Here is a 17,131-nt window from a genome sequence, read left to right on the forward strand (position 1 = left end):
AATATAAGTGCAATGTGTCCGGCTATATGGCGACTGACGTTTTCGGGAGGCGGACGATCAGTCCGACTATCCGCAAACGGCTGTCAGCCACATCGTCCGAACACAGCACTTATATTTTGCGCAGCGGGATACCACCCCGGCCTGCTTCGGACCTTTTGTGATTATTCTTAAATTGTTATTTCAGATTTCCTTTTGCGATATTCTCCTTCAGAATCTGATCCGTCACTTCAAACAGCTTCTCCGATCCTTCCCGGGTCCGGGACTGTCTTCCGTACACCTGCTCTGCGGTAACATCGTGATTCTTCCAGTCTCCGCCGTCGTTGCTGTGGTTTAAGAGTAACGGCTGTAAGTTATCCAGCGCTCTGGCAAACTTCGCCTCCGGGGTCTTTCGCTCCTCGAACTCATCGAAAATTGCCACCAGATCTGCTTTCTGATCTTCGGGCAGCATGGAATACAGGCGCTCTTTCGCTGCCTCTTCCCGCGCTTTCTGGGTTTTTAAGCCTTCCGCGTCATAGGCATAGGTATCTCCCGCGTCAATTTCCACTACATCGTGGATCAGGCACATGAGCATGACCCGGGCCACATCAATTTTTTCATTCGAATACTCCTGTAACAGATAAGCCATGATGGCCATATGCCAGGCATGCTCCGCATCATTCTCATTGCGCCCGTGACCGCTTAAATGGGTCTGGCGGAAAATGTTTTTCTCTTTATCAATCTCAAGAATAAAATCCAGCTGCTTCTGTAAACGCTCGTCCATGATGTTCGTTCTTTCCTCCGCATTTGCCCGGGGCTATACCTTTTATTCCCACACCCCGGATCTCATTTTTTCGTTCCCTATCATACCACAACTTTTCCTGTCTTTCAGCTATAAGAGAAACAAAAATTTCTTTTTTCTCTCATGAAATCCATGCTATAATACAGAAAAGAAATACCATACACCAAACATAGAAATCTCGATCTGAAAGGATGATCTTTTCGTGAAAATACTTACCTTTGGAGAAATCATGCTCCGTTTAAAAACTCCGGAACACCTGCGTATTGTACAGGCAGACGGCTTTGAAGCCAGCTACGGAGGGGCCGAATCCAACGTAGCCGTATCTCTCGCCACCCTTGGCAATGACGCCGCGTTTCTGACAAAGCTCCCGCAAAATCCGGTGGGCGATGCCGCGTTCAATGAGCTTCGCCGCTACGGTGTTGATACCTCCCGCATTCTGCGGGGCGGCACACGGCTTGGCATCTATTTTTTTGAAAAAGGAAGCGACATCCGCCCCACAAGTGTCCTCTATGACCGGGCCGGAAGCGCCCTGGCTGAGGCAGAGACATCAGAATTTGACTGGGAAACGCTGCTCTCCGGCATTGACATCTTTTTCTTTTCCGGTGTTACCCCGGCCATCAGTCCTTCTGCGGAACAGGCTGTTTTTGATGCGCTGAAGTACTGCCACACCCACGGCATCACTGTCATCTGCGACTTAAACTACCGGGCAAAAATGTGGTCCCGGGAAAAGGCCCAGTCCGTCATGAAAGAGCTGATGCAGTATGTAGACCTGTGCATTGCCAATGATGAGGACTTTGAAGCCACTCTGGGCATTCACGCCTTCGACGGTGACATGGCCCACGGCATCGACCAGATTGAGACCTATCGCCAGGGTATGCAGAAAATTCAGGAGCTTTACCCGAACTGCAAAGCCGTTGCCAGTGTCCTGCGCAATTTAAAAACGGCTGAGGATGGGGAATGGATGGGCATTTACTTAAAAGACGGACATTTCTACGAAAGCCCCATTCACACCGTGCACAGCCTGGAAGCTGTCGGCGCGGGAGATGCCTTTGCCGGAGCCTTGATCCACAGCCTGGTGCATCAGTTCTCCCCCCAGAAGCTCATCGACTTCTCCATCACGGCCAGCGTCATGAAGCTGATGATCCAGCATGACTTCAATCTCGTAAGTGAGGAGGAAATTCTACACATCATGAAAACCGGCGAAACCAACGTAATCCGCTAAGGAATCTGAAATCAGCGAACGTATCACCGGCGCCTCCTCGATATGCATAGCAACAAAAAGTGCCATTCCTGACTGTCATATAACAGCCGGAACGGCACTTTTTTATCTTATTTTCGGTTATTCGCAAACATCACCGCGTACTCAATGGAATTGCGCAGGCTCAGTTCACTGGCAGTTCCGGTTCCCGCCTGGTCAAAGGCAGTTCCGTGATCTACCGATACGCGTATAATCGGAAGTCCCAGCGTAATATTCACACCAGAAACGGCATCCCACGCATGTTTCTCCTGATTGTATACAAAACCCACTACCTTTAACGGAATGTGTCCCTGGTCATGATACATGGCAACGACAATATCATACCAGCCGCCTCTTGCTTTGGAGAACAGGCTGTCCGGCGGTACCGGGCCGTCTGCGTTGATGCCCTCTGCCTGCGCTGCTTCGATTGCCGGAATGATCTCATCAATCTCCTCATGGCCGAATAAACCATGTTCGCCGCTGTGGGGGTTCAGTCCTGCCACGCCAATTTTCGGCTCTTTGATGCCAAGTTCTTTGCAGGCCTTGTCCGCGATGCGGATGACATCCAGCACGCGCTGCTTCTTCACGCGGTCGCAGGCTTCCCGCAGCGATACATGGGTGGAAACATGAACCACTCTCAGGTTCTCATGCGCCAGCATCATGGTGTAATTTTTCGTTCCAGTCAGATCTGCGTAAATCTCCGTATGGCCGGAATAATGATGACCGGCAAGATTGACTGCCTCTTTATTAAATGCGTTCGTGACGGTGGCATCTACCTTATGCTCCATAGCCAGGTGGATGACCTTAGTCACATACTGGAACGCAGCCTCACCGCACATGGCGGAAACCTCACCGCGTTTTAACTTGTCCATATCTACCAGTCCCATATCCAGAACATCGATGGTACCATATTCATACTTTGCCTCGCTGACATCCTGAATCGGATGAATCTTCATCTCCGTATGGCCCACGATCGGCAGAGCCGCCTCCATCACACATGCATCGCCAACCACAACCGGGCGGCACAAATCGTATAATGACTTATCCGCAAATGCTTTTACCGTGATTTCCGGTCCGATGCTGGCCGGATCTCCCATGGTAATTCCCACAATTCTCTTTTCACTCATCGGTAAAATCCTCCTGAATTTTCTTATTCTCTATCTTACCTGAAAAGGACCGGATGCGTCAATCCATCCGGCCCCTTTGTAAACTTATTACTTCTTAGCTGCTCTGCGTTTCTCTTCCATTTTGTGAAGGGTAGATACCAGCAGCGGACAGCAGATTGCTGTAACAATGATTGCTGCGGTGATCTGAGCAGTTGCTGCTTCAGATACTGCTAACAGAGTTGCGTCTACTGCTGCTACAGATGCCGGAGTTGCTGCCGCGTTTCCTGCCGTGGTACCAATGGCACCGCCAACCTCAGGATAATCCATCTTTAACAGTTTGTAAACCAGGTAGCCTGCAAGACCAGTAATCACGGTACATCCAATACCTAAGAGGATACCAGGAGCGCCTGCCTTTAACAGGTTCATGATGTTTAAGCCTGCGCCCAGCGGGAATGCGAAGAACGGGATCAGCATGGAAGCTCCCGGCTCGCAGAATTTACGGATATCTTCATCCAGGTTACCAAGGATACAGCCGACAATAACCGGAATGATACATCCAACCAGAACGGACATCGGGATCTTTGCAACACCAGCAGCACCTAATGCGACCATGGTGAAGAACGGGCCATCGTTGATGGACAGGATGGATACTGCGCCTACGTCAGTTGCGTCACCGTACTCACCTGCAAGAGCTGCGTACAGACCGCCGTTGGAGTTTGCCAGGGTACCTACGATTGCCAGGGTAGACAGGCCCAGGAAACCAGCTTCACCAAAAAGCTTGCCACAGATAAGGCCAATGATGATACCCATACCAACTTTTACAAGCGTGATCGTTACACCTTTGTAAATCGTTACGCCGGCTTTCTTGAAATTGATGGTTGTCGCGTTACAGAAAATGAACACTGCCAGGATCGGCATTGCGCCGGATTTCCACAGATACGTAGTAAACGTACCATCAAACATCTTCCAGATGGTGCCGCCGAAAAAGGTATTGATGATGGCACCTAACAGCAGCGGAACTACCATCAGTCCGCCAGGAATCTTTTTCACAGTTTTTAAAATATTCATGTAGTTATCCCCCTATCCGGCACTATTTTGCTGCCAGTAATCTTAAAATGTTATCGACTGTGTAGCCCAGGTTTTCTTTGCTGTGATGACGGCTGATGGAGAAATCCTGCGGCAGGCGGTTGATCGGGAATACCGCGGTCACGCCCATCTCGTAAGCTTTATCAATCTCACTGTCATCTGCTCCGCCTACAACAGCGATTACATTTTTATTCTGTTTCTTCGCGCGTTCCGCAATACCGATCACAACTTTTCCGCGAAGGCTCTGGGAATCCAGCTTACCTTCACCGGTAATGATGTAATCCGCGTCTTTGATCATCTCATCAAAGTTTACGGTATCCAGAACCGTCTGAATACCCATCTGGAGGCGGGAACCAAAGAAAGCGATCATGCCAGCGCCCATTGCGCCTGCGGCACCGGTGCCTGGAACCTGGCTGATATCCTCGCCGGTTGCCTCGGCAATGACACGGCTTAAATTCTTAATGCCTGCGTCCAGTTCCTCAACCATGGCCTCATCGGCACCCTTCTGGGGTCCGAAGATATAAGACGCGCCGGTCGGTCCGTACATCGGATTGTCGATGTCGCACATGGTAACAATCTCAACCTGATCCAGAACCTTTGCCCTGCCGCTTAAATCAATCTTTGCGATATCCGCGGTGGTACCACCGGTCGGAACAAACTCTTTGCCATCTTTGTCATAAAATTTAATGCCAACCGCTGCTGCAGCGCCGCATCCGCCATCGTTGGTGCTGGAGCCGCCCAGGCCTACGATGATCTTCTCCACGCCACTCTCTGCCGCCGCGAGGATCAGCTGGCCAACACCATAGGTTGTAGTGAGTTTCGGATTTTTTCTGTCTTCCACTAACGGAAGACCTGCGCAGGAAGCCATCTCAATGACTGCGGTTTTGCCCTCATTGATCACGCCATAATAGGACTCCATATCCTCAAAGTAAGGATTCTTTACGGTTACAGACACCTTACTGCCGCCAAGAGCTGTCAGAAAAGCATCTACGGATCCTTCTCCACCGTCCGCTACCGGAACACACGCGGTCTCTGCGCCCGGAAAATGCTTTTCTACTTTTTCTTTCGCGATTTCACAGATCTGCTCAGAGCTTAAGGTTCCCTTGAAGGAATCCGGTATCAGAATAAATTTCATGATAATCCCCCTCTTTTATTTACTCTTTTATTTACTCTCTTACGATAACAGATACGCCATCAGGAATTACAGTTACTTTGTAATCGTCTTTCTTTACGATTGCTTTCGCCTTCTCCATAGCCTCTTCCATGCTGTGAGCCGGAACCATATGTAAGTCTTCTACCAGCTGGTCATCGCAGGAAGAAACGAATACAACCGTTGCCTTTAACAGCAGTCTTGCGAAGATCTGGGACTGCCACTGGTCGATGATGGTCTCCTCCGGCTTTCTATCCAGGAAAGTCTTCATCATGCGGTTTAAATCCTTTTCATCACGGAAGGTCTCATGGAAGTATTTGCCGCCGTGTCCGTCTGCTGCCTTGGAAAGCATGATGATCACGCCGCCCTCTTTTACAGTTGCCTCTGCTGCGGTCATACCCTTTACAGACTGGTAAATGTTCTGATCCAGCGGGTAACCGCCGTTGGTGGAGATGACGATGTCTGCCGGGATTGCGTCCACCTGACACTTGGAAGCCAGGAACTCACGGCCTACTCTGTGAGCCAGGTCACAGTCACCTGCTACCGCGAAGATCGGATCATGGGCTGCGTCAATGACAACATTGATGATGAAATCCAATCTTGCTGCTCTTGCTGCGTACAGCATATCGTTGTGGATCGGGTTGCCCTCGATCACACCAGTGCGGGCGTGCGGGTCTGCGATGAAGCCGGAGTTGTGGTTGTACATAACCGTTTCACGGCTTGCGACACCCGGAAGCACGCTCTTTCTGCCGCCGGAAAAGCCTGCGAAGAAGTGCGGCTCAATGAAGCCCTCTGCTACTAATAAGTCAGCCTCTGCAGCCAGACGGTTGATGATCAGGTTGCCGCCGGACGGAAGCTTTCCTAAATGAACAAGATTGTCTTTGTCGTCACAGTCATGAACAACAATCTTCTCATTTGCCATGATCTCCGGACCAAATTTTGCTGCCAGCTCCTCTTTTGTGGTACTTCTGTGAAGGCCGGTGGAAATCAGGATGGTGATGTCTGCGTCCGGGTTTCCTTTCCGGATCTCAGCCAGGATCAGAGGCATCATGATATGGCTCGGAACCGGTCTGGTATGATCAGAAGAAATCACAACGATTTTTTTCTTTCCTGCTGCCATGTCGCACAGTCTCGGAGTTCCGATCGGATGTTCCAGAGCCTCCTGAACCAGTTCTGCGCCGCTCTTCGGTGCTTTATAGCTATGAAGTTCAGATAAAAGGACACCGGCAAAATGCTCATCCTCAATCTTTGCAGTTAATTTTTCTTTTCCGTAAGGTAATAAAAATTCTTTCATTGTAGTTCCTCCTTTATGATGTATAAGAATTTAAATGGTTTCTTTCAATTTTCTAAGCGCAAACACAACTGCGTCATCCTCACCAAAAGCCCCCGCCTTGGTAACCAGCTTCAGTCCTTCAAAGGAACCGCCTTTCACCCGGACTAACGGAATGCCTACGCGAATCTCGGAAAGGATTTCCGATCCGTCTGCCCCAATGTTGGCTAGCATGCCAAGCGCCGTATCACCACCGGTCAGGAACACTCCGGATACCGGAACCTGCTCAAGCACCTGCATGGCCAGATGCCCGATGATAGAACGCACCTTGTCTCCGGTCTCTACCGGGCCAAGGCCCAGCTTTTCTCCCGCTTCAAAGGAAAGTTCCAGTTCTTCCCGGTTGTAGGAAGTATTGGCAAGAAGAATCGTATCTTCTCCGCGCTTTAACGCCTCCATGGCCTGCTCCAGATACGGAGCCGTGTCCTCTTCCCCGGAAAGAATCCGGTGAACCGGGATCTGAACCATGGTAATGCCCTTTCCCTCGCAGTATTTCATCTGCCGGTTTGTGACGGTACTCACACTTGCCACAACGCCAAATGCCGGAAGTGATGGACGTTCCAGCTGCATCAGGTTATCTGCCAGCCCTGCTGTTCCGATATACAGGATCTTTTTCCCGGTTCTGCCTGCAGCGAGCAGGATCTTTTTCAGATCGTCATTTGTCTCAGCGTCACAAGCGTAAATTCTTCCTTCCTCAAAGGTCAGGTCTTTGCCCCTGACATCCGGAAGCCGCTTTAAAAATACTTTTTCATCGTAAACAGCTGCCAGCATACGGACCAGATTATCTTCCACCACCGGATTTTTCGGATCCAGTGCCAATTCCGTCCGGCAGATTTCCGTTCCGTTTAAACACTGGACTCCGTCGACCGTAGTGCGGCCAAGATCCGGCAATGCCGGCGCAAAGATAATCAGCTCCGGCTGGAACTTTTCATCTACGGCTTTCACCTCTGCCGCAATGTTGCCCCGCATGGTCGAATCCACCTTTTTGATCACAAAACGGAATCCGTCAAAGTCTACATTTTCCACTGCGTGGGATACGATCTCATAAGCATGATCCGGATGCACGGTCCTGGATTCCGTGTCAATCACAACGGAATGTTTCGCTCCCACCGGCTTTCCCGCAAAGAGCACCTCGGTAGCAAAGCCCCTTCTCCGAAGCTGTACCCCGGTGTCATTGGCCCCGGTAAAATCATCCGCAATGATCAGGTATCTGTATTCCAACGATTCTCACCACCCTTAACTGTTTATTTTTGAAACACTCATTTATCATTTTCCAAAAATTTAAGCAACATTTTTGATACGTTTTATATTTTACACGCAATCTCTTTACATTTTCAATGAATTTGTCGTATAATTTGTTTAACTTTGTAACACTCGGAGGCCATGATTATGAAAAAAATCCGCATTCTTGGAATTGCTCCCTATAAAGGGCTCGTTCCCCTCATGAACCACTGTGCCATACAGTACCATGAAATTGAACTGACAGCGTTTGCCGGAAGTATGGAACAGGGACTCGCCATCGCGAAACGCTACAGTGACCAGTATGACATCATCATCTCCCGCGCGAACACCGCCAACATGATTTCCCAGGCAGTTCACATCCCCGTTATCGACATTGGAATCGGCTACTACGACGTTCTGCGCTGCATCAAGCTGGCACAGAATGCCGGAACCAAATTCGCGCTGCTTGGTTTCCAGTCCCTGACCGTCATTGCCAAGAATCTCTGCGACCTGCTGCAGATCAAACTGGACATTTTCTCCTTCTCCCCGGAAAACTGGACGGATTCCGACCGCCTGCTCGATAATATGAAGGAACAGGGCTACAAGACCGTCATCTGCGACTTGATCCCCTACGAGCACGCGAAAATGATCGGAATCACCCCCATCATTCTGACTTCCAGCGCGGAAAGCGTGCGGGAATCCATTGAAAACGCCATCCGCACCTGGCATCAGAACCAGAAGCTGCTCTCCTCAAACGCCATGATGCAGACTCTGATCCAGAGCAGTTTCAACCGCCATCTGATCCTCGATCTGGATGGGAACTGCCTCTACTCCACCCTGGACGGCGAAAAAGAAGACCTCTTCATCAGTTCCCTGAAAAAAGAGATCTCTAAATCCAAAAATATTCCCCGGCGTTCCTTCTTTCTCACCCTGGAAAACCAGCTGTATTCCATCCGTTCCAGCTTTTCCGAGGAAGAAAGTGAGCCCTACATTATTTTCCGGGTCATGCCCTCCAAAATTCCGCTCAGCTATTCCAAATATGGTATCACCATCATGAATAAAGAACAGGCACAGCATAGTTTCGTGGAAAGCTTCTATAGTAACACCGAACTGGCCCGTGACATCATCTCCGCAACGGAGCAGATCGCGCCCTCCGACACGCCCCTGATGATCACCGGAGAGATTGGAACCGGAAAGGATCGGGTTGCCTGCCTTTACTATGCGAAAAGCCACCGCTGTGATAATCCGCTTTATGTCATCAACTGCGCCCTGTTAAACGATAAAACCTGGAATTTTATGATCAACCATTATAATTCGCCGTTTACAGACAACGAAAATACCATCTATATCTCCAATCTTGACGTATTATCACCGCAGCGCCAGAAGCAGCTTTTATCCATTATTCTGGACACCAACCTGCATATCCGCAACCGGCTGATTTTCTCCTGCACCCAGTCCAAAGATGGTCACCTGCCTCATGCTGCCCTCGAATACAGCAACACTCTGGGCTGTATCCCGCTCCCCATCAAGCCGCTGCGGGAACAGAAAAACGACCTGGTATCTTCGGCCAGTCTTTACATTGATACCCTGAACCAGAATCTTGGGCGCCAGGTAGTCGGGCTTTCAGAAGAAGCCATCCGGCTTGTCAAGGACTACGACTATCCCTGCAACAGCACACAGTTTAAGCGCATTCTAAAAAAGGCAGTGCTGGAAACCAGCACCGCCTACATATCCGGTGAAACCATTGAAAGCATTTTAAAAGAAGAATCCATGCTCTTCCCGGCAAGCCATCCGTCCCACGCCATGACGCATACGCAGCCACAAAGCAGCGAAACACTCGCACCGGCCTTTGCCCTGAACCTGGACCAGTCCTTGGACAAGATCAGCCAGGATATCGTTCTGCATGTTCTGACCCTCTGCGATGGAAACCAGACTGCTGCCGCCAAAAGGCTCGGCATCAGCCGCACCACGCTGTGGCGCTATATCAACCGGTAAGAAGCACCACTCGCCGCATGGCAATTCTTCCCGCAATCTGCGTCCGCTACTCCTCCACCCGGGTCAGTTCTCCGGTCGCGGAATCCATGATAAATCCGCTGATCCGCACATTCTTCGGCATCAGCGGATGCTCTTTCAGCCTGCGGACGGTCTCATGTACAGAAGACTCCACGGACTCGAAACCGCCAAGCCAGCGCTCTAAGTCAATGCCGCTGTGACGCACGATGTCGATGTGCTGCTGGTCAATACCGCGCTCCACCAGCTTCTCTAACATCTCGTTTCCATCCATGCCCTGCACACCACAGTCGGTATGACCAATGACCATAACCTCTTCCACGCCAAGCTCCAGAATGCCAACCAGCAGACTGCGCACCACGCTGCCATAAGGGTGCACGATGACGCCGCCGGCATTCTTGATGATCTTGGCATCACCATTTTTGATGCCAAGCGCCGCCGGAAGAAGCTCTAAAAGGCGGGTATCCATACAGGTTAAAATAGCCAGCTTCTTATCCGGATATTTGCTGGTGAGGTACGGCTCGTAGCCCTTGTTCTCCACAAATTTCCGGTTATATTCCATAATTTCATCAATCATGTGTTATCACTCACTTTCTGTCATGCCAGAGCTGATTCCTTATCACAACAGCCCTGCATTTTTCTCCAAACAATCTGCCGCCTCATCAATATACCAGATTTCTGTTCTATTGTCAGTAGATCAGCAGATTCTTTATGGAAAATTTAGAAACCATCGTGTAATAACCGCAAACGCATCAGCGGATTTCGCCCTGAAAAACCGGTACTGACACATTGATGTAAACCTTGTTCCAGTCATCCGGCAAAGCGGTCTGGAGAATCCGCTGCGCATCGGCTGGATTGTAATTCATCATAACACGCGCCGCTATCTTACCTCTGGATGCCACAACCACAGAATTTAACAGCTGCATGGAACGCAAATACACTCTGGTTCCCGGAGGAAACAAAACCTCCTCTTCCCCTTTTACCTCCGTTACATCCTCGATGTCCAGGCTGCGCGCCCCTTTGCGCGCAACGATTTCCATCAGGCTGTGCCCGGTTATGATTTTCTCCGGCGGCGGTGCCTCAGGATTTTTCAGGCGTAGTTTAATAAACTGGTCAATCGCGGCATCCGGCATACCTTCTATGTTCAGAAAGTTAATCGATTTATCCCGGTTTCGGCTTGTACTCATATAGGCTTTGTCGCTGAATGTTGTTCCAACCAGACTTTCCGGGTTATAGATCCGGTCCTTGTATACATTGTAGAGGTTCAGTCCCCGGTACAGGCTTTTCGTTTCTGTCTGCCTGGAGACAAACGCGGTATTCAGGCGCCTGATCATCCCCAGAATCAGGTTTTTCACCCCATTTTTCTTCGGCAGGTCTGCCTCTGTGATCTGCCCGCGCAAAAGCCGGTTCATAAACTGGTACCCTGCCATCTGCTGCCCCTTAACCATATCGGCCTGTGTATAAAACGCAATGGCCTTTCTGATTTTCTCCGTAAGCCCCATGACATCATGATTCTGCTCTGCATGGCCGTAGCCCGCTTCATCCTCCAGTTTATACTGGCGTTCCTTTTGAATCAGTGTAATTCTTGATGACGGAAGCTGCGCGTCATCCGCCGCCATCATAATTCTTCTAAGCAGTTCTGTCTGGTCGGCTGACCGTCTTCTGTTCAGATACCCTTTTCCCAGCTGGTAAATGATTTCCAGTCTTTTCTGACAGTCCTCTCTCATCACACCGAGCTGGGCCGGTTCTTCTTTATTTTCCTGAATGGCATGAAAAATCTGCAGAGCCTGTTCCATCTCCTGGCTGATCTTCCGGAGAACTCTCCGAAACATGAGTCCATGACGCGCAGGCTGATGGATTTCCTGAAACAGCTTTTCCAGACTTTGAAAGCTCTGCTCTTCCCGCTTCAGCAAAATCTGCTCTTCATCGTTCATGGACTGCTCCAGCTGCTCATTTTTCGCAAACTTAGCCCGCTTTGCGCCCTTCAGCGTTTCTTTCTCCTGCAGCTGGGGAGCGACCGTCCAGGACAACTGTTTCTGCTTTCGTTCGTATTCCGGCTCAGGCGGCGGTATCTGGTTTTCCTGTTGTTTGATCTGCTTGTGCAATGAAACTTCTTCCGTTTTTGCTTCAAACAGTGTTTTGTCCTTCTGAAGTTCTATGAGATCAGGCACTCTGTGTTCCACCCTTCTGTTTTCTGTTCTCGTATTTTTTCCGGTTCAGCCTTTTGTACGGTTCCCCGAACAGATACTCAACCAGCTTCGCAGTCTTAGCCTCCGGCTCGTGAATCAGGACATTGCCTCTTCCCGACCAGTTTTCCCGGTTGCCCAGAACAATGGCCAGCAGCCTTAACAAAATGGTTTTGTCCTGACATTCCGGGCTGACGTACAGATAGCGGATGCACATCTGATAACCGTTCTTCTTTTGCAGGATCACCGCTCCTTCTACTTTCCGATCCGGCATATAAACCAGACTGTTGGGCGAAATGGCTCCCTCTTTCAGATATTCTTTCAGTTCCGGTACAAGTCCCGGATTTTCACTGAGAATCCTTCTTCGAGTTTCCTCGCTGAGGGAAAGAATTCCTTCCCTGTTTCCGGTGGCAAAGCTTTTCACCTTCTCCGACATCATGCTCTTTGGCATGTATTCCAGGCTCTGTGCTTCACAGCTGCTTTCTTTCCAGTCTAATGCCTGAAAGAACCGGGACAGCTTCTGTTCTGGTTTTGCTTCTGTTTCATCTTCTTTTTCTTCTTCATTCAGAAAAACGGCCATTCGGCCCGTGCCGGATTCCACAAACAGCTTCTCCGCGTACTTCATCACATCAGACGCAATTCCCAGTTCCCGGTAATTCTCCAGCGTATAAATGTACTGCAAAACAACCAGCACCCCCTCCGCATCGGATTCCCTGGTAAAGACCGCGCCGCACACCGGTTCGTCACCATCGTAAGCCCAGACCGCCAGCACCGGAAATCTCTGGGCCCGGCGAAGCGCCTCCTCCGGCCAGAAATCATATTCCAGAATTTCCTGCCGGTCCTCCGCTACAAAGAAGTGGATCCGCGGCTTCTGATCCTTTGGTTTCCTGCAATGCGGACACCGTTTCTGAACCGTCAGGATTTCCCATGGAATCTCATCGTACTTCTGGCAGCTTTCGGCTGCTCCTTCTTTTGCGAAACGACAGCTTCTGCACTGCGGTTCAAAAAGCAGATAATTGCTCCCATACTCTTTTTGCATTTCCTCGTCCATCTGCCACCGTTCTTCCAGCGTCAGTGTGCGCGGTTCTTCCTTCTCATTCTGTAGTTTCTCCTGATCTGGCATAGGATCCCCCTCTTCTTTTCCTGTCATAAGATAAAACACGTTCCTTTTCGAAACTTCCTAACGGATCTCACCCTGGAAGACAGGAACCTGCACATTGATATAAATCTCGTTCCAGCTGCTTGGAAATATACGCTCCATCTCCTGAGGCGATAGTCTGTTTCCTACCACTTTTACGAAATCTTCCCGGCTCACCGTAATTCTGCAATTTGATATCTGCATGGAATGAAGATATACTCTCGTTCCAGGAGGGAACAAAATCTCCTCTTCCCCCGCAACCTGCGTTACATCCTCTATATCCAGACCATGAGCGCCTTCCCGTGCGGTAATTTCCAGAAGACTGTGCCCGGTTATGAATTTCTCCGGCGGCGGTGCCTGTGGATTCTTTTGCCGTATTTCAATAAATCGTTGGACTGCAGAATACCACACACCTGAATATTGGAGAAAATCAACCGATTTCTTTCTTTGTCTGCTCGTGCTCAGATATCCTTTATCCGAATATACAGCTCCTACCAGAGATTCCGGCTGATCGATTTTCTCTTTGAATACATCCCTGAGATTCAATCCACGATACACCCGTTTCGTCTCTTTTTGTTTTCCCTGAAATGCATTTCCCAGTCGGTTTATCATTTTCAGAACCGTCTCTTTTACTCCATTTTCCTCCGGCAGTTTATTGCCGTCCGGAAGAAGGCCTCTCAAAAACTGGTTCATGTACTGATACCATGACTTGCCGTCATGAACAGGAGGAGCAGACGTATAATACTCGATAGCCTCTATCGTTTCTTTATCCAGCTGCTTTACCTCATGATCCTGCAGCGCATGTTCGTATCCTTTTTCATCTTCTTTCCGGTACTGGCGTTCCTTTCGTATCAGAAGGATTCGGGAAGAGGGCAGCTGTGCGTCATCAGAAGCCTCCATGACATCTTTGATCAGCTCTGCATATTCCGCTTCCTCTCCCTCTGCAGTCAGATACTTTTCGCCCAGCTGATAAATATGTTCCAGCTTATCCTGATATTCCTCTCTCAGCTTATTAACCCTCCCAGGCGTCCGGTCCCAGGCTCTCCGGATTTTATGAACGATATGAAGCGCATCCCGCAATTCCTGCTGCATGATCTTAACCCAGCTGTCGCGGCGCGCATGGGCTTTTACTGCCTCAAGCAGTGATTCCAGCCGGGCCGTACTCCGCCGTTCCCGCTCCAGCAAAATTTCTTCTTCTGCCCGCAGTGCCTGCTCTTCCCGTTCCTTTTCAGCAAAGCTTTTTCTCCTTCTGCTATCCTGCTGTATCCGAATATCATATGCCATATTCACATCTGGGACAACATTCCATGTCGGCTGGAAATGATACTGATGTTGAGGCTGGGATACGAGATTCTGATCCGACTCCGCCCGCTGATCCACTTCCTTTTTCGAAGAGAAAACGTTCTTTAATTTGTCCATCATACTGCTTTTCTGCTGAACTCCAACAGAATTCCCGCTGTTATTATGACCACCACCCAAAATCCACTCCTCCTCTCTGCCACTTCCTGCATTCTTTTTCTCTTATTATACAAAATCCGTGCGGTTTCTTCCAGATATTATCAGCATTTCCCGCGATCAAATTGTTTTTTGTCTGTTTTTTAAAAAAACAAAAGCCAACAACTCCTGCGTGTCATCTCGCAAAAGCTGTCGGCTTTTCCTGCTGTTTTCACGTTTTGTTGTAATTTTGTTTCTTCTCTACTGTGCAGAGCTTTCCGGCGCTACCTTCTCTTTCTGGCCCGGAACGTAATCATCCGGCATGCCGTCCACCGTGGCTGCCGCCGTGGTCTTTGCTACTGCGGAGGTCTCATTTACCTGAGTCTTTCCGCTGTTGCGGCGGATGATGGCTGCATGGCCCTTGTACTCCTTGGAGTGGTCCTCAGTCCGCTCTATCACCTCACCATTCTTCTTTACCACTTTATAGGTCACCCAGCGACTTCCCTTGGTTCCGGCTTTCTTTACCACCTCGGTTCCCGGCGCAAGCGTCGGGTCTTCCTCGTAGGTCGATTCCGGCGGTTCTAGTTCCTCCACCTTTTCTGATTCCAGACTCCAGGTCACGCCCTCTTCCAATACCGGCACTCCGTAAATAGCCACCGTAGTCTTCCGGTTGCTGTAGCTGGCCCGGATGCCAATGGCTGCCTCCGAAGTATTCACAAACCGGAAATCCGGGTAATCCCAGCTGATGGCCGCATCCTGTCCCGGTGTAACATAGTTTGGCTCAAAGGTGTGAGACCGACGGTAGGTAATATTCATACCTGAGCGGAATGCTACCTGATATAAAGTAGAAGAAACCTGGCAGACTCCGCCGCCCAACTCCTGCACTACTTCACCGCTGTTGTAGGCCGCTGCCTCCTGATAGCCTTTCTCCGCGGTTCTCGGCCCCACGATCTTATTAAACGAAAATTCCTCGCCCGGCTTCACAATGGTTCCGTTGATGGCTTCCGCCGCCAGCCGCATATTGGTGTTGCGCTTTTCGTTGGCTGTCGTCTCCGTAGTGAAGGACGCAAGCTTCTCATAGCGTTTCCGCGCTTCTGCCTCGGAATACTTCGGCTGGGTTGTATTCACTTCTGCCGCAATCACAGCATCATAGCTGCCATTCACCGCTACATCCACCAGATCCGATGCCAGTTTTTCCTGGTCTACCACAATTCCGGGTGTTCCCTCTGTAAACAGGAATTTGTCACTGGCTGCATCATAATCGTAAATGGAACTGCTCTTTGCCTTCACATCCCAGGATGTCGCAATCTTCTCCGCCGCAGCCTTAGCGCTTTCCCGCAGCGTATCCGAATCCGTCACGGAAAACGTATAATCTCCAGCGGCTTTCACCGTACAGATTCCATCCAGAAATGTTTCCATTTCCGCATCCAGAATGTTGTCCGCATCCAAGGTTTCTCCATTATACGTCACCGTAACCTTCCACGGATACGCTTTCGCAATGGCCTCCTTCGCCTCAGCCCGGGTCATGCCGGTAAGAGAAATGCCATTCACCCGGATATCATCCGACGCAAAGGTTGTCTCGATCACCACACTGCTCTCTGGCTCCGCATTGCTGCTCTTTTTCCCAGAAAGTATGTGGGCCGCCGCAAACACCACCGCAACCACGGCCACCGCGGCTCCGCCCACGATCAGGCGCTCCCGCTGCACCCGTTTTTTTCTCATTTTCTCATATGAAAATCATTTCTCTTATCATACATATCCAATCGTTCCTTATCGTTCGCTTTGTATCCACAAATATATCAGATTTCTCATTCCCTGTCATCAGGTGGAAAACGAATTCAAAATAACTTAATAATATACGTGTATTACTATTTTCACGTCTCATCTACTAAAATCAGTTCCAGTACCTCAGCACTTATCCCAAGTTCATGAATACTCTGATTCTTTGCCAGATATGTACAACTATCATATTGCTGATCTTTATAGTTTTTTGAAAAAACCGCAAGCACCTTATTCGTTGGTTGTGACAATTTTCTAACATTCTCATTGTATAATGTAACTGGAAAGTCCGTCTTCTTTCCCCTTCTAAATCCAACACTTAAAACGGCTTTGGTATCTCCTACAAAATAATCAGCTCTAATGCAAATTCCACTATTGATGAAATCTCCAATCATACAATGATGATATAAAAGATCTGCCAAATATGGTAGCACCATCAATTTCTGTTGTACTTTTCCCTTATCATCAACTTCAAAATCACGTTCAGAAAGTTTTGACTCCAAACAAGCTGCATAAAATTGTTGTGCGGACAATCTTGTTTTCACACCCCCATAACTTTAAAAAGGCTGCCCTTTCGGACAACCTTTTCTCTTTTTTGATGCTGATTTTTCTGTTGTCTGCCAACCGGCCGCCTCTCTATGTGCGGCTTAACTGTGGAGTTTTTCTGTTGCTCCCCAAC

Annotated in this window: 14 protein-coding genes; 2 read left to right on the top strand and 12 right to left on the bottom strand. The window is 49.4% G+C overall.

Annotated features, from left to right (window positions below; translation table 11 throughout):
• Positions 1-175 precede the first annotated feature (175 nt).
• Positions 176-760: an HD domain-containing protein gene (locus tag DWY84_RS13480; protein ID WP_118533889.1), complete on the bottom strand. Its 585-nt coding sequence runs from the start codon at positions 758-760 to the stop codon at positions 176-178.
• Positions 761-980: 220 nt separating this feature from the next.
• Here DWY84_RS13480 and DWY84_RS13485 point away from each other — a divergent pair, with 220 nt between their 5' ends.
• Positions 981-2,000 (top strand): sugar kinase, encoded by a 1,020-nt coding sequence (locus DWY84_RS13485; protein ID WP_118533890.1) that lies wholly within the window; start codon positions 981-983, stop codon positions 1,998-2,000.
• Positions 2,001-2,107: 107 nt separating this feature from the next.
• Here DWY84_RS13485 and pdxA read toward each other — a convergent pair whose 3' ends face one another.
• From pdxA to DWY84_RS13510, 5 genes are all read right to left on the bottom strand, one after another.
• The gene (gene pdxA, locus DWY84_RS13490; RefSeq protein ID WP_347560804.1) at positions 2,108-3,142 is read right to left on the bottom strand and encodes a 4-hydroxythreonine-4-phosphate dehydrogenase PdxA; all 1,035 of its coding nucleotides are present in this window, start codon (positions 3,140-3,142) and stop codon (positions 2,108-2,110) included.
• An 87-nt stretch (positions 3,143-3,229) separates the two neighbouring features.
• Positions 3,230-4,189, bottom strand: a complete 960-nt coding sequence (locus DWY84_RS13495) for a 2-keto-3-deoxygluconate permease (protein WP_118533891.1) — start codon at positions 4,187-4,189, stop codon at positions 3,230-3,232.
• Positions 4,190-4,211: 22 nt separating this feature from the next.
• Positions 4,212-5,345 carry a glycerate kinase gene (locus DWY84_RS13500; protein ID WP_347560806.1) on the bottom strand — a complete coding sequence of 378 codons (1,134 nt, stop codon included), beginning with the start codon at positions 5,343-5,345 and terminating at the stop codon, positions 4,212-4,214.
• A 28-nt stretch (positions 5,346-5,373) separates the two neighbouring features.
• Positions 5,374-6,651 carry a nickel-dependent lactate racemase gene (gene larA / locus DWY84_RS13505; protein WP_118533893.1) on the bottom strand — a complete coding sequence of 426 codons (1,278 nt, stop codon included), beginning with the start codon at positions 6,649-6,651 and terminating at the stop codon, positions 5,374-5,376.
• A gap of 30 nt (positions 6,652-6,681) precedes the next feature.
• Positions 6,682-7,905, bottom strand: coding sequence for a four-carbon acid sugar kinase family protein (locus DWY84_RS13510; protein WP_118533894.1), 1,224 nt, complete (start codon positions 7,903-7,905; stop codon positions 6,682-6,684).
• A gap of 168 nt (positions 7,906-8,073) precedes the next feature.
• Between DWY84_RS13510 and DWY84_RS13515 the strand changes: the two genes are divergently transcribed.
• Entirely contained in the window at positions 8,074-9,900 is a 1,827-nt protein-coding gene (locus tag DWY84_RS13515) for a sigma-54-dependent Fis family transcriptional regulator (protein ID WP_243024865.1), read from the top strand.
• A gap of 46 nt (positions 9,901-9,946) precedes the next feature.
• Here the strand turns inward: DWY84_RS13515 and DWY84_RS13520 are convergent, their stop codons facing one another.
• From DWY84_RS13520 to DWY84_RS13545, 6 genes are all read right to left on the bottom strand, one after another.
• Positions 9,947-10,492: a carbonic anhydrase gene (locus tag DWY84_RS13520; protein ID WP_118533895.1), complete on the bottom strand. Its 546-nt coding sequence runs from the start codon at positions 10,490-10,492 to the stop codon at positions 9,947-9,949.
• A 175-nt stretch (positions 10,493-10,667) separates the two neighbouring features.
• Positions 10,668-12,086, bottom strand: coding sequence for an ADP-ribosyltransferase (locus DWY84_RS13525; protein ID WP_118533896.1), 1,419 nt, complete (start codon positions 12,084-12,086; stop codon positions 10,668-10,670).
• Positions 12,079-13,224 (bottom strand): GNAT family N-acetyltransferase, encoded by a 1,146-nt coding sequence (locus DWY84_RS13530; protein ID WP_147354299.1) that lies wholly within the window; start codon positions 13,222-13,224, stop codon positions 12,079-12,081. The genes DWY84_RS13525 and DWY84_RS13530 overlap by 8 nt, the downstream gene beginning before the upstream one ends.
• A 57-nt stretch (positions 13,225-13,281) precedes the next feature.
• Entirely contained in the window at positions 13,282-14,661 is a 1,380-nt protein-coding gene (locus tag DWY84_RS13535) for an ADP-ribosyltransferase (protein ID WP_147354300.1), read from the bottom strand.
• A 273-nt stretch (positions 14,662-14,934) separates the two neighbouring features.
• Entirely contained in the window at positions 14,935-16,395 is a 1,461-nt protein-coding gene (locus tag DWY84_RS13540) for a VanW family protein (RefSeq protein ID WP_118533899.1), read from the bottom strand.
• 152 nt (positions 16,396-16,547) lie between these two features.
• Positions 16,548-16,997 (bottom strand): PBECR4 domain-containing protein, encoded by a 450-nt coding sequence (locus DWY84_RS13545; protein ID WP_118533900.1) that lies wholly within the window; start codon positions 16,995-16,997, stop codon positions 16,548-16,550.
• Positions 16,998-17,131 lie beyond the last annotated feature (134 nt).

It is taken from the genome of Clostridium sp. AF27-2AA (genome assembly GCF_003478505.1).
Taxonomy (GTDB): domain Bacteria; phylum Bacillota; class Clostridia; order Lachnospirales; family Lachnospiraceae; genus Brotaphodocola.